The sequence below is a fragment of the Pseudarthrobacter sp. NPDC092439 genome (assembly GCF_044754945.1).
Lineage (GTDB): Bacteria > Actinomycetota > Actinomycetes > Actinomycetales > Micrococcaceae > Arthrobacter.
Genome location: NZ_JBIVQB010000004.1, coordinates 69,396 through 85,840 on the forward strand (window position 1 = coordinate 69,396; position 16,445 = coordinate 85,840).

At 68.0% G+C, this 16,445-nt stretch carries 15 protein-coding genes; 4 read left to right on the forward strand and 11 right to left on the reverse strand.

What is annotated here, in order from left to right; translation table 11 throughout:
• Nucleotide 1: 1 nt before the first annotated feature.
• From ACIQCM_RS10795 to ACIQCM_RS10815, 5 genes are all read right to left on the reverse strand, one after another.
• Nucleotides 2-817: a hypothetical protein gene (locus ACIQCM_RS10795; protein ID WP_400607552.1), complete on the reverse strand. Its 816-nt coding sequence runs from the start codon at nucleotides 815-817 to the stop codon at nucleotides 2-4.
• 292 nt (nucleotides 818-1,109) lie between these two features.
• Nucleotides 1,110-3,263, reverse strand: a complete 2,154-nt coding sequence (gene malQ, locus ACIQCM_RS10800) for a 4-alpha-glucanotransferase (RefSeq protein ID WP_400607554.1) — start codon at nucleotides 3,261-3,263, stop codon at nucleotides 1,110-1,112.
• Nucleotides 3,264-3,394: 131 nt separating this feature from the next.
• A complete protein-coding gene (locus tag ACIQCM_RS10805; RefSeq protein ID WP_400607557.1) occupies nucleotides 3,395-4,129 on the reverse strand; it encodes a GAF and ANTAR domain-containing protein in 735 nt (244 codons plus the stop codon).
• Nucleotides 4,130-4,165: 36 nt separating this feature from the next.
• Complete coding sequence (locus ACIQCM_RS10810; protein ID WP_400607560.1) at nucleotides 4,166-5,188, reverse strand: DMT family transporter; 1,023 nt, start codon at nucleotides 5,186-5,188, stop codon at nucleotides 4,166-4,168.
• Nucleotides 5,185-5,775, reverse strand: coding sequence for a TetR/AcrR family transcriptional regulator (locus ACIQCM_RS10815; RefSeq protein ID WP_400607562.1), 591 nt, complete (start codon nucleotides 5,773-5,775; stop codon nucleotides 5,185-5,187). The genes ACIQCM_RS10810 and ACIQCM_RS10815 overlap by 4 nt, the downstream gene beginning before the upstream one ends.
• A gap of 150 nt (nucleotides 5,776-5,925) precedes the next feature.
• Between ACIQCM_RS10815 and ACIQCM_RS10820 the strand changes: the two genes are divergently transcribed.
• The gene (locus ACIQCM_RS10820) at nucleotides 5,926-6,225 is read left to right on the forward strand and encodes a DUF4193 domain-containing protein (RefSeq protein ID WP_377216560.1); all 300 of its coding nucleotides are present in this window, start codon (nucleotides 5,926-5,928) and stop codon (nucleotides 6,223-6,225) included.
• A gap of 50 nt (nucleotides 6,226-6,275) precedes the next feature.
• Here the strand turns inward: ACIQCM_RS10820 and ACIQCM_RS10825 are convergent, their stop codons facing one another.
• Both ACIQCM_RS10825 and ACIQCM_RS10830 read right to left on the reverse strand, forming a co-directional pair.
• On the reverse strand, nucleotides 6,276-8,564 hold the full coding sequence (locus ACIQCM_RS10825) for a S8 family serine peptidase (RefSeq protein WP_400607564.1): 2,289 nt from the start codon (nucleotides 8,562-8,564) through the stop codon (nucleotides 6,276-6,278).
• Between the two features lie 180 nt (nucleotides 8,565-8,744).
• On the reverse strand, nucleotides 8,745-9,311 hold the full coding sequence (locus tag ACIQCM_RS10830; RefSeq protein WP_400607567.1) for an OsmC family protein: 567 nt from the start codon (nucleotides 9,309-9,311) through the stop codon (nucleotides 8,745-8,747).
• Nucleotides 9,312-9,440: 129 nt separating this feature from the next.
• Between ACIQCM_RS10830 and ACIQCM_RS10835 the strand changes: the two genes are divergently transcribed.
• The 3 genes from ACIQCM_RS10835 to ACIQCM_RS10845 all read left to right on the forward strand — a co-directional run bounded on the left by ACIQCM_RS10835 (nucleotide 9,441) and on the right by ACIQCM_RS10845 (nucleotide 12,293).
• Nucleotides 9,441-10,130 carry an ArsR/SmtB family transcription factor gene (locus ACIQCM_RS10835; RefSeq protein ID WP_400633680.1) on the forward strand — a complete coding sequence of 230 codons (690 nt, stop codon included), beginning with the start codon at nucleotides 9,441-9,443 and terminating at the stop codon, nucleotides 10,128-10,130.
• Nucleotides 10,117-11,412 (forward strand): MFS transporter, encoded by a 1,296-nt coding sequence (locus ACIQCM_RS10840; protein ID WP_400607571.1) that lies wholly within the window; start codon nucleotides 10,117-10,119, stop codon nucleotides 11,410-11,412. The genes ACIQCM_RS10835 and ACIQCM_RS10840 overlap by 14 nt, the downstream gene beginning before the upstream one ends.
• A gap of 68 nt (nucleotides 11,413-11,480) precedes the next feature.
• Entirely contained in the window at nucleotides 11,481-12,293 is an 813-nt protein-coding gene (locus tag ACIQCM_RS10845; protein WP_400607574.1) for a GDSL-type esterase/lipase family protein, read from the forward strand.
• A gap of 40 nt (nucleotides 12,294-12,333) precedes the next feature.
• On the opposite strand, the gene ACIQCM_RS10850 is transcribed toward ACIQCM_RS10845, so the two are convergent.
• The 4 genes from ACIQCM_RS10850 to ACIQCM_RS10865 all read right to left on the reverse strand — a co-directional run bounded on the left by ACIQCM_RS10850 (nucleotide 12,334) and on the right by ACIQCM_RS10865 (nucleotide 16,304).
• The gene (locus ACIQCM_RS10850; protein WP_400607576.1) at nucleotides 12,334-12,855 is read right to left on the reverse strand and encodes an RpiB/LacA/LacB family sugar-phosphate isomerase; all 522 of its coding nucleotides are present in this window, start codon (nucleotides 12,853-12,855) and stop codon (nucleotides 12,334-12,336) included.
• Nucleotides 12,855-14,603: a dihydroxyacetone kinase family protein gene (locus tag ACIQCM_RS10855; RefSeq protein ID WP_400607579.1), complete on the reverse strand. Its 1,749-nt coding sequence runs from the start codon at nucleotides 14,601-14,603 to the stop codon at nucleotides 12,855-12,857. Before ACIQCM_RS10855 ends, ACIQCM_RS10850 begins: the two co-directional genes overlap by 1 nt.
• Before the next feature lie 62 nt (nucleotides 14,604-14,665).
• Entirely contained in the window at nucleotides 14,666-15,439 is a 774-nt protein-coding gene (locus tag ACIQCM_RS10860) for an SDR family NAD(P)-dependent oxidoreductase (protein ID WP_400607581.1), read from the reverse strand.
• Nucleotides 15,440-15,479: 40 nt separating this feature from the next.
• Nucleotides 15,480-16,304 carry a sugar phosphate isomerase/epimerase family protein gene (locus tag ACIQCM_RS10865; protein ID WP_400607583.1) on the reverse strand — a complete coding sequence of 275 codons (825 nt, stop codon included), beginning with the start codon at nucleotides 16,302-16,304 and terminating at the stop codon, nucleotides 15,480-15,482.
• Nucleotides 16,305-16,445: the final 141 nt, after the last annotated feature.

Here is a 16,445-nt window from a genome sequence, read left to right on the forward strand (position 1 = left end):
GTTACTTGCGGGCCGATTCCAGGCGGCGCATCCGGAGGGCGACACCCGAGGGCACGGCAATGCCGGCGGCGAGAAGACCTGCCAGGAGCGCCAGGCCGGGGTGCGTTGCCGGTTCCGCTTCAACCGCGGTCTGGACGTTGAGGCCCTTGTTGACCACCGGCGTGGCGGCCGGAACGACAGCCGGGGTGTCCGAACCAATGGCTTCCGGGTTGCAGGCTGCCAGGAAGGCGTCAAACAGCGCCATCAGGTTGGCCGCGGACTCTTCGTCCAGCGAGAGCATGCCCAGGGCTGCCTCAAATTCAGCGACCGCAGCGTCGTAGGCTTCCTCGGCGGCGAGGATCTCCGGGGTGCTGACCGCTGCCTCGTAAGCAGCGGTCAGGTCGTCCACCAGTTGCGCGGCCGCAGTCTCGGCAGCAACAGCTTCGTCCCGGGCCGTTTCGGCTTCAGCGATGGCGTCGGCGTCGCCGGAACCCTGCGCCGCAGCCAATGCCGCTTCGGCTTCCACGGTGGCGGCCGAAGCCGCCTCAAGGTCTGCTTCCGCGGCCTCGAGCTCAGCCAGGGGACCGGCTTCGGCGGCATCCAGCAGGTCAAAATACTTGGCCTCTGCAGCGGCAGCGGCCTCGGCGGCAGCCTCAAGCTGGGCAACACTTTCCTCGGTGATGCCGGCCGCTGCCAGGGCAGCCTCGAACTGGGTGGAAGCCTGCAGGCAGGCTGCGTCGCCCGGTGCCGCGCTTGCGGCCGGGGCTCCGAGGAAGAGCCCGCCGGCCAGAAGAGCTGCCGAAGAACCGGCAGCGACCCATTTGGATACAGCAGTCATAACGTGAAAGTCCCCCTAGGACACGAAGCGACCGCCGGGCCAGCCCCGGCGGTTTCAGCGCGCCGCAGGGCATCCCGGATGCGCTCTGTACCAAGGAGGTTCGCCGGAGAAGCATTGGGGAGGTCCCTGCTGCTGATCGTCCGGATTGGAGAGGCGGGCCTGAGCCTGTGTGCCGCCCGAAAGACCGCTGTGAAACCTAAAAATACAAGGTAAAGGTGATCCAGGCAACGCGGTGCGTCGGATCCGGCCCAACAACGGCCCTGCATTGGGCCACATCTGACCCCGCGTTGCTTTAAGCGTGGAGGGAGCGGTCCACTGCAGCCAGCAGCGCGTTGAACCGGGGATTGGCCGGGAGGTCGTCCAGCAGGACCGGTTGCCCGTCCGGCCCGCCCAGCGGCACCTGCCAGTTCGGGTAAACCTCCCCGGTGGTGCCGGGCTGGTTCTGCACCCGCCGCTCCCCCACGGCGTCCACCAGCGCCACGCCCAGAAGGGCCGACGGCGTCTGGCTCAGCAGGAGGTGGAGCGCCTCGATGGTGCGTTCCTCCGAAGCTTCTCCCGCCAGGTAGCCGCGCTCCCGGAGCAGGGCGAACATCTTCTCCAGCGACGCCTCGTGTTCGGCGCGTTCTTCCTCCTCGGACCGTTCCAGAAGGCCCAGCCGGCTGCGCAGGCCAACGTGGTCCCCGGCGAGGTAACCCGCGGTGGGCGGGAGGTCGTGGGTGTTGACGCTCGCGAGCGCCTGCGTCCGGTACTTTTCAGGCGCAAGGGGAGCGTCGCCGTCGTACTCGAACCAGAGGATGGACGTGCCCAGGATGCCGCGCGCAGCGAGGTAATCCCGCACCCACGGTTCGAAGGTGCCCAGGTCCTCGCCGATCACCACGGCACCGGCACGGTGCGCCTCAAGGGCGAGGATGCCGATCAGCGCCTCATGGTCGTAGCGGACGTAGGCGCCGTCGCCGGGCGCGTTGCCCGAGGGGATCCACCAGAGCCGGAACAGGCCCAGGATGTGGTCCACCCGGATGCCGCCGGCGTGCCGCAGCACCGTGGCAAGCATGTTGCGGAACGGCAGGTAGCCCGCTTCGGCAAGGCGCGCCGGGTGCCACGGCGGCTGGCCCCAGTCCTGTCCCTGCTGGTTGTACATGTCCGGCGGGGCGCCGACGCTGGTCCCCGGCGCCAGCACATTGCGGAGCGTCCAGGCGTCGGCGCTGCTGTGGTCCACCCCCACGGCGAGGTCGTGCACCACGCCCAGCCGCATTCCTGCCCGGAGGGCAGCCCGCTGCGCATCCTCCAGCTGCTCATCGCAGATCCACTGCAGCCAGCGGTGGAACCCGATGCGGTCGGCCAGCTTTTCCCGGAGCGTTTCGGCTTCCCTGCTGCCCAAGGCAAAACCGGGATCTGTCCACCGCGGATCATCGGCCGGAATATCCTCACGGATGGCGGACCAGAGGGCAAAGTCCTCCAGCCCCTGCCCGGACACGCGGCAGAACGCGTCAAAGGCGGCCTGCCGTGCCGGGGGCCGCCGGGCGTGGTAGAGCATCTCCAGGGCCTGGAGCTTGGCGGCATACACGGCGTCCCGTTCCAGCCGTCCGCCCTCCCGGTTCAGTGCCGCCACCTCTTCGCGGAGCTTCTCCACCGCAGCCCGGCGGCGCGGCTTCAGGTAGGCGAGCTCCGGGATGTCTTCGATGCGGATGTAGAGCGGGTTGAAGAACCTGCGCGTCGACGGCGAGTAGGGCGAGGGCTGGACCGGCGGAACGGGCTCGGCGGCGTGCAGCGGGTTGACCAGAACGTAGTCGGCGCCGCGGGTGCCGCTGATCGCGGCCAGGTCCGCCAGGTCTGAAAAGTCGCCGATGCCCCAAGAGCGCCGGGACCGGACCGAGTACAGCTGGGTTGCCAGTCCCCAACCCCGGCGTTCCTCCAGCTGCCGTGCCGTGCCCAGCCGCGCGGGCGTAACCACCAGGGTGGCTGTGGCTGTTGCGCCGCCGGCTTCAGCGCACAGCGCATGCCATCCCAGCGGAAGGTCCTGCGGCAGTGCGAAGTTGGCCCGCCCGGTAGGCACCCCGTCAACGTGCACCGGCGCCAGGCGCGCCTTCTGTCGGACGGCCTCGCGGCTGCCGGAGCCGTCCTCAAGCATTACGGTCAGGCTCACCGGTGCGCCGTCGGGGGCGTGGACCGGCACCAGCGCCGGCTCGCCTTCCTGGATGACGACGGCGGGAGGCAGCATCCGACGCCACGGCGCCAGTTCCGCTTCCGTGAGCGCCGCGCGGATCTGTTCATCCGTTCCGGCTTCGACACCGAGTGCAGCGAGCACCTTGATGAGGGTGCCTTCGGCCACGGAGTGCGGCAGGCCGTCCCAGCCCTGGAACGAGGTTTCCACGCCGTGGGCATCCGCCAGCTGCTGGAGCAGGTGGGGGTCAGGCTGTTGTTTGAGCTGCTGGTCTGAAGCCGTCATGCGTGTCCGCCTCGCGTGGTGTGGTGGGCCCGAACTTACAGTGCTGCCTGTTGCACCGGGCGCTTGCACCCCGTGCACAACCGTTGGTTCAGATTATTGCAGGGCGGCGTCCGGACGAAAGCCGCGCCCCCTTAGGGGTCGAAGTGCGTGTTGACCGTCCCGGCGCTGACCCTGCCCAGGATCTCGGCGGCCAGTACCCGCAGTTTCTGGTTGCGGTGGGAGGAGGCCTTGGTCAGCAGCGCCATCGCTTCCTCCTGCGAACAGCGGTTCTGGGCCATGATGATGCCGCAGGCCAGGTCGATCGTGGTGCGGTTCTGCAGGGCAGCGGTGAGGTCGTCGGCGAGGTTCTGGGCGTCAGAAATTTTCAGGGCCAGCCGAAGTGCCCTCCCGGCCAGGCCGGCAAAACTCTCGGCGCGTTTAATGATGTCTTCGGAGAAGGTTCCGGGCTCGGCGGCGAAAAAGTTCAGCGCCGCGGCGTGGTTCTCGTCCAGGGGCAGGGGCACACCCAGCACGGCCTGGCAGCCGTGCTCGGCCAGCACCCTTTGGTACTCAGGCCACCGGTTGTCCGTGGCGACGTCCGCCAGCAGCACCGGTTTCATGGCCTCCATGGCGGTGAGGCAGGGACCTTGCCCGAGCACCTGCTCCAGCCGGTCCAGTTCCCTGGCGCGGTCGCTGCTGCCGGCCACGGTGGCGCTGCGCTTGCGCCGCCGGAGGGTCACGCCGCATTCGATGGCATTGCCCGCCGTCTGGGTCAACGTGCCGGCGGCGACAATCGACAGTTCCCCCAGGAAATCGTTCACGTTGCTGCTGCCGATGATGAGGTCATGCAGCTGGAGGAACTGGTCGTGTGTTCCGGAGGTGTCCATCCCTCAATATAAGCCCATCCGCCTTAGGGGGCTGCGCTACGACGAGCTGGGCTGAACCGCTTCCACCTGCCCAGGGGAGGAACGCGGCTGCCCGTCACGGGTGGCCGGCAGCACGGCAGTGCGTTCCCTCGCCGGGGTGAGGATGAACAGGCTGCCAAGCACGACGGCGGCGCCAAGCCACGCGGGTGCCGGAAGCCGCTCCCCCACCACCAGCACCGCCAGGACAGCGGCCACCACCGTCTCGAGGAGGGAGATGCTGGTGGCGGTACTGGCCCCGGTCCGCGCCAGTCCCCAGCCGAAGAGGACGTAGCCGGCAAACATTGGCACCACGGCCATGTAGGCGCCCACCGAGAAGTTTGTCCAGGACGCCAGGAGCGGTGCACCGGTCAGGACCAGCACCGGCATCAGCAGGATGCCTCCCAAACCAAAGACCGACCCCATGGCGGCCCTCGAGGAGATGCCCCGACCGATCAGGCGGTGCGCCGCCCATGAGTAAACCGCGTAGGTGGCGCCGGCCAGCAGGCCCAGGGCGATTCCCGCCGTCGTGCCCCACTGGCTGGGGGGATCCCCGGCTGTGGCCGGGGCGTGTCCGGCGAAGGACAGCAGTGCGGCGCCGCAGATACCCAGGGCCGCGCCGGCGGTCCAGCGCCTGGTGAGGGGTCTCCGGTCGGCGAACCGTTCGATCAGGGCCGCCGCAACAGGGGCCGAACCGATGGACACCACAGTTCCCACGGCCACGCCGGACAGGCGCATCGAGCTGTAGAAAGCCAGCGGGTAGACGGCGACGGCCGCGGCGCCCAGGCCTACGAGCCGCCACTGGCTGCGGAGTCGGAGCCGGTGTGCCGCAAGGGCGCTGGCCGCGTACAGGGCCTGCAGCAGTCCTCCCACTCCCATGGCCGCAGCGCCGATGGCCAGCGGGCTTACCGCCGGCGCGAAGCTAGCCACGGTACCCGTGGTGCCCCAAAGGATCGAAGCCCCCACGACGAACAGGGCACCCCAGAGTGCGGCCCTGGCGTGCTGGCTCCGGCCCGCCCGGGCTGCCGCGTCGCGGCCCGTCACAGGGCGGCCAGGATCTCGACGGCGATGCCCCGCGCGTCCCGCAGCCGGGCGTCGTCCCCTTCGAGGCCGGCACGCGACACCGACCCCTCGAGAAGGAACGACAGGTGCCGGGCAACCCCGGGGGCACGCTCCTCCGCTCCGGGCAGCAGCTCACGCACATGCGTGGCCAGCAGTTCCTCCACTTCCTCCTTGTGCCGCCGGACGGCGGCCCGGCCTGCATCCCCCGCCGGGAGTTCGGCAGCCGCGTTGAGCAGCCCGCAGCCACGGAAGCCGTGCGCGTAGGCGCCATGGGCGTGGTCGGCATAGGCATCGAAAACGGCGAGGACCCGCTCCCGCGGGTTGGCGGCGGCAGAGGCGCGTGCGTTGTACAGGTCCAGCCATTCCGCGTGCCGGGCCTCGAGGTAGGCCGCCACCAGCTCGGCTTTGGACGCAAAGTTGTTGTACAAACTCTTCTTGGCCACACCGGCCCGGGCGGTGATGGTGTCGATGCCGGTGCCCGCCACCCCGTGCGCATAGAACAGCTGTGCTGCCGCGTCGAGCAGCAGCTCGCGGGCGGGCCTGCGGGACGGCGCATGGGTGTCCGGCACGGTGCGGCAACTCCTTGGAAATCGGGTAGGTAGACCAGTCTACCTACCCGATGCCCCGGCCGCCACATGCCGGGAATATTTCAGGCACCGCTCGGGTTTTCGATCTGTTCAGGTAATCTGCTCACCACCAGCCGAACAGGAGAAGCAGCCATGTCAGTTGACTACGACGCTCCGCGGGCCACGCCCGGGGAAGAGCCGGCCAACGACCTCGAGGGGCTGAAGACCGACAAGGCGGGGCGCCGCGAGGCCGTTCCGGACGTTGACGAAACGGACCTCGCGGACAGCTTCGAACTGCCCGGCGCGGACCTCTCCCAGGAGGAACTCCAGATCCAGGTGGTTCCGGTCCAGTCCGATGAATTCACCTGCATGTCCTGCTTCCTGGTCCACCACCGCAGCCAGCTGGCGCGGGAGAAGGACGGGAAAAAGTACTGCAAGGAATGCGAGTCCTGACGGTTCGGGCTGCCGCCCGCTGAGCGGTTCCTGCTCGGAAGACGGGTGGCCTAGCGGGATGTGTACGCTGCGAACCGGTACATGAACGCTGCCATAACGTCCCGCGATACGGCCGAGGTGGGCCGGTAGGACTTCGTTCCGTCAGGTTCCGACCACCCACCGCTGATCCGTGCCGCCGCCAGCCAGGAAATCTCCTTATAGAAGACCCGCTTCACGGAGACATCGGAGAACGGCGAAACCGCGGGCGGGGTGAAAGCTGGGCTCCCCGCAAGCCGGTACATGAACGCAGCCATCACATCCCGGGACACCGCCAGCGTGGGGCGGTAGGTCCGGGTTCCGTTTGGCCCGGCCCAGCCCCTGCTGACTCCCGTGCTGGCCAGCCAGGAAATCTCCTTATAGAAGTCGTGCCCCACCGAAACGTCCGTGAAAGGGGAAACCCTGGGCGGGGTGAAAGCGGGGCTTCCTGCCAGCCGGTACATGAACGCAGCCATAACGTCCCGCGATACCGCCAGTGCGGGACGGTAGGTCCGGGTTCCACCGGCACCGGCCCAGCCGTTGCTGATACCCCTGGCGGACATCCAGTGGATCTCAGAGGCAAAAACCCTGGTGAACCCGATGTCAATGAACGGGCGGACGCGGACCGCCGGGGAAGTGCTGGACGCCGCGGCATATCCCGGCTTGGAGCCCGTCACCACCACCCGCAGGTCCTGCAGGGTGTCCAGGCGGCTGGTCTTGTAGGTACGTCCGGTTGCCATCGGAATGGGGTTTCCGCCACGCGTCCACTGGTACGCGAACGCGTCCGGCGCCGGAACCCAGGTGCCCTCACTCGCCGTCAGGGTCAGGCCCACGGCGGCGTCGCCCTGCACCACGGCCGATCCCGGAGCCAACTCCGGAGCCGGGGGTGCCGCCGGCGGCCCGGGCAGGGCGGCCAGGGCGGCGGTGGCGTCCAGCAGGCCGGCGCCGCAGCCGTTCACGTCGCATTTTTGGGGCAACGCACGCGCGCTGCCCATGAGTGTTTTCTCCACCTGTTCAGGCGCCAGGGTGCCGTCGGCTGCCAGCAGGAGCGCAGCCACGCCGGCCACGTGCGGGGCCGCCATCGAGGTTCCCTGCATGTACACATAGGTCTCCTGCGCCGGGGTGGTGGTTCCGGTATTCAAGGTGGACGCGATGCCGTTCTTAACACCGGTGGCCATATAGCCTCCCGGTGCGCTGATATCCACGGCCGGGCCGTAGTTGGAGTAGGGAGCCCGGGCGCCGTCCCGCCCGGTGGAACCGACGGTGATAACGCGGTCGCAGTTTGCCGGCGTGGAGTCTGCTGCGGGCCTCCCGTCGTTGCCGGCAGCCACTACCACCACAGCCCCTTTGGCCGCCGCGAAGTTCAGGCTGTTCTGGAATGTAGCGCTGCATTCGGCGATCGCGCCCACGCTGAGGTTGACCACCCGAGCCGGCGTCGCGTTCGGTGGAATGCCGGGCACCGCACCTCCCACAGCCCAGATGACGGCGTCGGAGATATCGCTCATGTACCCGCCGCAGGCCCCCATGGCCCGCAGCGGCTGGATCTTGGCACCATGGGCAATGCCGGCCACGCCTTTGCTGTTGTTCGTGGCCGCACCGATGATGCCCGCCACGTGCGTCCCATGCCATGACGACTTCTCCGAGCCGCACCAGTCACCCTCGTCCTGGGGGTTGGAGTCCCGGCCACCGCCATCGCGGGACATTGAGTCATCCGTGATGAAGTCGTAGCCGGGAACGACATTCGCCTGAAGATCCGAATGGGGCGTCATGCCGCTGTCCACCACGGCCACAATCTGCCCCGCCCCGGTGGAGCGCTCCCACGCCCCGGGAACCCGGATTCCGCCAGGCTCTTCGAAGAGGTTCCACTGGAGTTCATAGTAGGAGTCGTTGGGCGCTGCCGCGGCGGGCCGCAGGAAGGTATCGACTTCCGCGTATTCGACGCCGGGGGAAGCTCCCAGGCTTTCCGCCACCCGCCGGGCATCCTGGGCCGTGAGCCGCTTGCCCGCCGTGGCCACCGCAAGGCTGCGGCTGTCCCCGCGCACCTCCTGTAGCGGGACCCCGAGCCGGCGGCCCACGGCGTCGTAGGCCTGGGTCCGAAGCAACTGCCCTTTCGGCGAAGGCGCTGCAGAGTCCTTGAACTTGACCACGAACCGGGTTTCCGGGCTGTCCGCGGCAGATCCCTGGCCGGTGTGGACGGTGGGGTCGTCTGCTATCGGCGCCGGGCGGTCCTGCGCCCGGGCGGGAACGCCGGCCAGCGTGGACACGACAAGCAAAGCCGGCAGCATCAGGGCGGCGTATACGGTGCGGCGGACGGGCTGGGGCATAAGCGGAACCCTTCACGTTGGCGGCCATGACAAGTGGTCACAAACGTATCGCAGCCGCGGGAGACCTATTACTTACATTGTGCTGGGCTGCACTGACCTTGTAAATATGGTCGGCGCCTGCTCCGGGACGGAACCGGGCCTGTTGCCGCTTCCGTCCCGCGATGGGCAGGGGAGCACTCCCTAATGGATTTCCAGCGTGGTTTCCACGGGTACCGGATTCGCCAGGCAGTCGCGCACAGGGGACGTTTCCTGCACGTAACGGCACAACGCCTGAAGCTGCTCGGCCGTGGCGTTCGGGCTTGCCACCCGGGCCTTCGCCCGGATCGCAGTGAAGCCAGGCCGGGGCCCTTCCAATCCGAGGAACGGCCCCACATCGAGGTCGCCCTCCATCTCAAAGGCCAGGTCGGTCAGCTCGATCCCCTGGGCCGCGGCATTGGCCGCGTAGCCCACCGCGTAGCAGAAGCCCAAAGCCTGGAGCAGGAGTTCTACTGCATTGGGACCACGGTTGTTGCCCAGGAGCACCGGAGGCTCGTCCCCCGCAAGCTCAAAGGCCTCGGCGCGGCCCGTGTCGGGCTGTCCCGCTTGCGTAAAGCCCTGGATGTGCCCCGTATTGTAGGTGCCGCCGCGCCAGGTAGTGGCGGCTTTGAAGGTGAAGCTCCCCAGCCCCGGTTCCGATTTAATGGCGTCGATGGTTGCCATCAGCCCGTCGACGTCGATGCCATTGCGGGCGGTCGTTGCATTAGTCATGGCCTTTTCCCTCCTTCTGGACCGGCCGGCACGGTCGGACCTTAATATTCAAGCGATAGCTTGAATATTTGAATTCGACACCCGGACGCGGTATCTTGTCAAGCATCTACTTGAATAAGACTGGAAGAGGTGCCCGTGGGAAACAGGGAAGCAAAGGACGCACTGTTTGACGCGTTCGCTTCAGTGGCCAAGGTGCTGGGCAGCGGCCGCCGGGCGGAGATCGTGGACGTACTGGCCCAGGGCGAACGTGCCGTGGACGAACTCGCTGCGGAGATCGGCCAGAGCGTGGCAAACACGTCCCAGCACCTCCAGCAGCTCCTGCGCTCCGGACTGGTTCTGACCCGGCGTGAAGGCACCAGGATTTTCTACCGGCTGAGCAGCCCCGCGGTGGCGGAACTCTGGAGCTCAGTCCGGCGGGTGGCGGAAGAGCATGTCGCGGAACTGGCCCGCCTGGCCGATTCCTATCTGGGCGACCGCGCCGCGCTCGACACCCTGACACAGCTGGAACTGAATGAACGCATGGAGGCGGGGGACGTCGTCGTCGTCGATGTCCGGCCGGAACCCGAATTCCGTGCCGGGCACATCAGCGGTGCCGTCTCCATCCCGCTCAAGGAACTGGAATCGCGCCTTCAGGACCTTCCCGCGGGGCAGACGGTGGTGGCGTACTGCCGCGGTCCGTACTGCGTCTTCGCCGATGACGCAGTACGGCTGCTGCGCGCCCGGGACATCCCTGCCGCGCGTTTGGAGGCCGGGTACCCCGAGTGGGCGGCAGCCCGCCTGCCCGTTGACCGGGGAGCGTCCGGCGATGTCGAAGGGTAGCCCGGCGGCAGCGCTGGGGCTGCGGCAAAACCTTGCCCAATTCATGCTGCTGGTGGCAGTCAACGCCATGGTGGGGGGAACGCTCGGCCAGGAGCGGACGGTGCTGCCGCTGCTGGCAGGGCAGGTCTTCGGCCTGGACCTCTACACCGGCGCACTGACCTACATCCTTGCCTTCGGCCTGGCGAAGGCAGCCACGAACTACTTCGCCGGCACCCTCTCCGACAAGTACGGACGCAAACCCGTCCTCATTGCCGGCTGGCTCATCGCGCTGCCGGTCCCGCTGATGCTGATCGCAGCCCCCACCTGGGCTTGGATCGTCGCCGCGAACGTGGTGCTGGGCATCAGCCAGGGCCTGACCTGGTCCACCACCATCGTGATGAAAATGGATTTGGTGGGGCCGGCCAGGCGCGGGCTGGCCATGGGCCTGAACGAGGCCGCCGGGTACCTGGGCGTTGCCGGTGCTGCCCTGGGGACCGGGTACGTGGCTGCGCAGTACGGGCTGAGGCCTGCGCCCTTCCTGCTGGGCGCAGCGTTCATCGCCGTGGGCCTGGGACTGTCCGTCTTCACCGTCCGGGAGACCCGCGGGCATGCCATGGCCGAGGCCGCCGGACACGTGGACAGCCATGCCGGGGCCCACGCACACCTCAGCAACCGGGAGATCTTCTCCCTGACGAGTTTCCATGACCGTTCGCTGTCCTCGGTGAGCCAGGCCGGGCTGGTCAACAACCTCAACGACGGCCTGGCCTGGGGACTCTTTCCCGTCCTGTTCGCGGGAGCCGGGCTGGGAGTGGACCGGATCGGCATCCTGGCCGCGGCCTACCCCGCGGTATGGGGTGCCGGACAGCTGCTCACGGGTGCGCTCTCCGACAAGGTTGGCCGCAAGCCCCTGATCGTTGGCGGCATGCTTCTCCAGGCCGTCGCGCTTGCCCTGACAGGGCTGGGGGGTGACTTTGGCACGTGGCTGGCCGCAGCCATCCTCCTGGGCGCGGGGACGGCCATGGTCTACCCCACCCTCCTGGCAGCGATCGGCGACGTCGCCCATCCCCACTGGCGCGCCCGTTCCGTGGGCATCTACCGGCTATGGCGCGACGGCGGATTCGCCGTGGGGGCGCTTCTTTCCGGCCTGCTCGCGGATGCGTACGGCATCCCTGCGGCAATTATCGCCGTCGCCGTCCTTACTGCCGCCTCCGGAGTCCTGGTGGCGTTCCGGATGCGAAGCAATGACCACGTCCCCGTCGCGCCGGAAGAACCGCCGTCGACACAGCCGCGGCACCGGGTGTAGCTTTTTGCCTCCAGGGTCTTTTTGTGGAAGCCGGCCCGCCGCAGTGCCGGCCGTACCGGGAGGTAGCCATGCGCAAGATCGCCAAATTCCTGCTCGTTCCAGTGATGTTTTTCTTTATGGTCGCCGGCGCGCAGCCCGCGTCAGCGCTGACCTATCCCAAGAGCATGGCGGCTCTGGGTGATTCCATTTCGCAGGCCGCGGACGTTTGCTGCTGGTACGGGGACCACCCCGCGCAGTCATGGTCCACGGGCAACAACCAGTACGACGGCATCCGCAGCCACTATGAGCGGCTGCTGCCCCTGCGTCCGGCCATCGCCGGCAAGAACTACAACAACTCCCGCAGCGGCGCCAAGGCCTCGGACCTGCCGGGCCAGGCCAAGGCAGCCGCAGCGCAAAAGGCGGAGTACGTCACCATCCTGATCGGTGCCAACGACCTCTGCACGTCCACTGCGGGAGGAATGACTGACCCGGGCAGCTTCGAAGAATCCATCCGGACCTCCCTGGCAACGCTGGACCAGATACGGCCCAGGCCCCAGGTGTTCGTCAGCAGCATCCCGAATATCCACCACCTGTGGTCGGTCCTGAAGGACAGTTCGGTGGCGCAATGGGTCTGGTCCACGGCCAAGGTCTGCCAGTCCATGCTGTCCACCGCCAATACCGACGCCGACCGGCAGCTGGTGGTGGACCGTGAACTGGCATTCAACGCTTCCCTTGCCCGGGTTTGCCAGGAATACCGGCACATGTGCCGCCACGACGGCGGCGCGGTGTACAACTACCCGTTCGCGGCAGGCGACGTCAGCGTCCTGGACTATTTCCACCCCAGCCTCCGGGGCCAGGCAGCCCTGGCGGAAGTTACGTGGAAGGCGGCCGGGTGGTCCTGACCGGCTGACGCGTGGGCTCGCGGCGCTGATGCGCGGCAGTCTAGGCTCCGGCCGGCGCCCCGACAGTAGGCTGGCAGACCTCGAAATCCGTGAGGACCTTTACCTTGCCGGCAGAAGCGGAGCCCGGGTCAAAGGTGTAGCCGATCCATTCCCTGGCCAGGCGGCGGGCCAGTTCAATGCCCACCACCCGCTGGCCCATGGTCAGGACCTGGCAGTCGTTGGAGAGGACCGACCGCTCCACTGAGAACGAGTCATGGGCGGCCGTGGCCCGGATGCCTTCCACCTTGTTCGCAGCGATCGCCACGCCAATCCCTGTGCCGCAGAAGAGGATTGCACGGTCGGCGCGTCCGTCACGGATCATCTCTCCGGCGGCAATCCCCACGTAGGGATAGGGCCGGGTAAAGTCGTCCGGCGCGTCGGAGCGGTTGACGCCGATGTCGATGACCTCAACCACCCGGGGGTCCTGCCGGAGGTCTTCGAGCACCCGGTCCTTGTAATCCACGCCCGCCTCGTCCGAGCCCACAATCAGCCGCAGTCCCATCGCTTTTCCTTCCGTAGCCATTACTTTGCCCCCACCGGGTCTGCCGCCGTGGCGGCGGCTGTGAAATGGGGTCCCATGACGGTGAAGATCATCGCCAGGGAGGTTGCGCCGGGGTCAGGGGTGCCCAGGCTCTTCCCGGCCAGCGGCCTGGCACGTCCCTTCAGTGGAAGGAGCCCGGCGGTGGCCTCCGCAGCGGCTGTGGCGGCGCTTGCGGCACCTGTCCAGGCCTCGCCCGGCTCCTGCCCGTCCGCAATGAGGCGCGCGAAGTTGTCCGCGAACGGCAACAGCGCGTCAACCATGGTCTTGTCCCCAATGTCGGCCTTGCCCAGTTGGACAATGCGGTGCGCAAAAGCGGTCACGGCGCCCGCCAGGCCGGACCCGTCCGGCGCGGCCGTGTTTCCAACGCACTCGCCGAACGCCCGCAGCCCGGCGCCCCACAGGACCCCCGAGGTGCCGCCGGCCTTGTCCGCCCAGGCGTCCCCTGCGGTCGAGAGCACGTCCCCGGCACCGGCACCCGCCTCAAGCGCGGCCGCTGCGGCGTCGGCGGCCGCGTCCACGCCCCGGACCATGCCGCGCCCGTGGTCCCCGTCGCCGGCGATTGCGTCCATCCGGCCCAGCCGTTCCTCCGCGCCATGGAGGAGGGTGCGGGCCGCCCGGATCGCCGCAACGCACGCAGCCGCGTAGTCCCGGGAGGCATCCGTGGCGGCAAACTCAGCAGCGGAGGTTCCGCCGTCGGACGTTTCCTCACGTGTGATTGCCCCGTCCGGCTCAGTGGCGGTCCCGCGGCGGTAGGCCGGTGTCTCCGCCGGAGCAATCCATAATGGCTCCAGTTCATCGTCCAGCCAGGTGACGGTCAGCGAGACGCCCGCCATGTCCAGGCTCGTGACCAGCTCGCCTGCCTCGGGCATCACCAGCGTGTAGCCTGCGGCGCGCAGCAGCGGAGCCACGGTGCCCCAAAGGACAAACAGTTCCTCATGCTTGGTGGAGCCGAGCCCGTTGAGGATGACCGCGATCCGCTGCCCGGCGCCGGGCGGGGTTTCGGCGAGAACCCGTGACACCAGTTCCTGGCCCAGTTCCCTGGCGGAGGGCAGGCCGGCGTCGTGGAGGCCGGGCTCGCCGTGGATGCCCAGGCCCAGCCCCATTTGCCCCTCGGGGAGGGTGAACAGGGGCGCCTGGGCGCCCGGGAAGGTGCAGCCGGCGAAGGCGCTGCCGATGGTCCGCGTCCGGTCATTGGCCTTGCGGCCCAGGCGGACAACCTCGGACAGTTCCGCACCGGCCTCGGCAGCCGCGCCCATTACCTTGAAGACCGTGAAGTCACCGGCTATGCCGCGGCGTTTGGCAATGTCCGACGGCGGTGCGCTGGCTATATCGTCGGTGACCAGCACGTTCTCCACGGCAATGCCTTCCGCGGCCAGCCTGTCGCTGGCCATGCCGAAGTTCATGACGTCACCGGCGTAGTTGCCGTAGGTGAAGACGACGCCGGCGCCGGACTCCGCTGCCTTGGCCACCGAGTAGGCCTGCTGGGCGGAGGGGGATGTGAAGATGTTGCCCACCACGGCGCCGTCAGCGAAGCCGGGCCCGATCATTCCGGCGAAGGCCGGGTAGTGCCCGGAGCCGCCGCCGGCGAGGACCACAACCTTGGGCTGGGCGGGCCGGTGCCGGCGGACGGCGCCGCCGGGGACCTGGCGCACCAGATCAGAGTGCAGGTCGCAAAAGCCCGCCAGGGCTTCCTCGGCGAATTCCGAGGGGTCATTGAAAATTTTCGTCATGGTGGGGTCTCTGCCGTGCTCTCAGTCTTCGGAGTGGAGGTGGGCCGGTGGCGCTTAGGGCCTTAGTGGAGGTGGCTTCCGCCGTTGATGTCGATGGTGGTGCCGGTGAGGTAGGCGGAGTCCTCGGAGGAGAGGAAGGTGATGACGGCTGCAACCTCTTCGGTGGTGGCGTTGCGGCCCAGCGGGATGCCGGCGTTGATGGCGGCTTCCTGTTCCTCGGTGCTGCCCACGCGGATGTTGGTGTCCACCGCGCCCGGGGTGATGGCGTTGACGGTGACGCCGGTGGTGCCCAGTTCGCGGGCCAGGGCCTTGGTGAAGCCGAGGATGGCAGCCTTCGCGGCGGAATAGGGAACCTTGCCGAAGACACCGCCGCCGCGCTGGGCGGAGACGGAGGACATATTGACGATGCGGCCCCAGCCGTTGTCGATCATGCCCGGCAGGAAGGCCTTGGTGACCAGGTAGGTGCCGGTGGCGTTGACGTCCATGACCTTGTGCCACAGTTCGAGGGTGGTCTCCAGGAACGGCACGGGCGAGGTGATGCCGGCGATGTTCGCCAGTGCCCCGACGGGCGGCAGGTTGCCTGCGGCGACTTCGGCGGCGACGGCGGCCTGGGCCGCGGTGACGGAGGCTTCGTTGGCGACGTCGATCTCGTGGCCGAAGGCGGGGACGTTGAATTCGTTGCCGATCTCGGCGGCCACCTTGGCCGACTTCTCGCCGTCGAGGTCCAGGATTACGATGCCCCAACCGTCACGGGCGTAGCGGCGGGCGGTGGTGAGGCCGATGCCCCGGTCCGAGGTTGCGCCGGTGAGGACGGCGGTGCGCTGGATGGTGCTCATGGTGGTACTCCTTGTGGCTGGTGGTGGGAAGGGTTTTGTCTTAGAGGAGGTCGGTGATGAAGCTGGCGGCCTTTGCGGCAGCCGCCGGGCGTTCGTCATCGGTGACGTCCCGCGTCTCGAGTTCGAGGGAGTAGTGGCCGGTGTACCCGTCCGCGGCGAGCCGCTTGAGGCCCCCGGCGAAATCGGCTGCGCCGTTGCCGATGCTGAGGTTGATGTTCCCCGGCACGGCGTCGCGCAGGTGGACGTGGCTGATGCGGCCGCGGTGCCGGTCAACGTAATCGTGCACGTCCTCGCCTGCGGCCGTGATGTGGCTGAAGTCCATGACGATCCCGACCCCGGATCCCGCCAGCCGGTCAGCCAGCCGTCCGGCGCGTTCCAGGTTCCAGCAGAACCGCAGGAAGTGCAGCGACTCGGTCCAAAGTTCGACGCCGAACTCCGCCGCGCGCTTGCCGGCGGCCGTGAGCTGGGCAGCAATCAGGTCCAGATCCTCGTCTTCGCTGCGGACCGGTACGTGGTCGAGAGCGCCGCACGGCAGGACCAGGGCCGTGGCCCCGGTATTCGCGGTGAGGGTGAGGAGGGCGTCAAGGTGCCTTGACCGCGCCGCCTGGGCTTCGGCGTCGAGCACTGCGTTGAGGTCCCCGACGTCGCCGTTCACGGATCGAACCCGGAGGCCGGAGGCCGCCACTTCGGCAGAGACAGCGGTAACCGCCGCCGCGTCCAGGTTGTAGGGGACGTGGTTGCACACGCCGGGCAGGGCGCCGAGATCGATCTCCTCGAAGCCCAAGTCCCTCATGGTGCCCAGGGCGAAGCCCAGTTCCTGGTGGCGGAAGCTGATGGAAGAGCACCCGAGTCGGGAATGGAACATCGTTGATCCTCTGGTCGGCACTGGCGGTAGTGATGGAAACCACAGTAGGTTCGTTAACTGTCAACAGTCAACTCCAAACATTAACTGTTGACAGTCAGCATGAGGTGGCTCACACTTGGAGCTATCATTTGTTAACAGTCG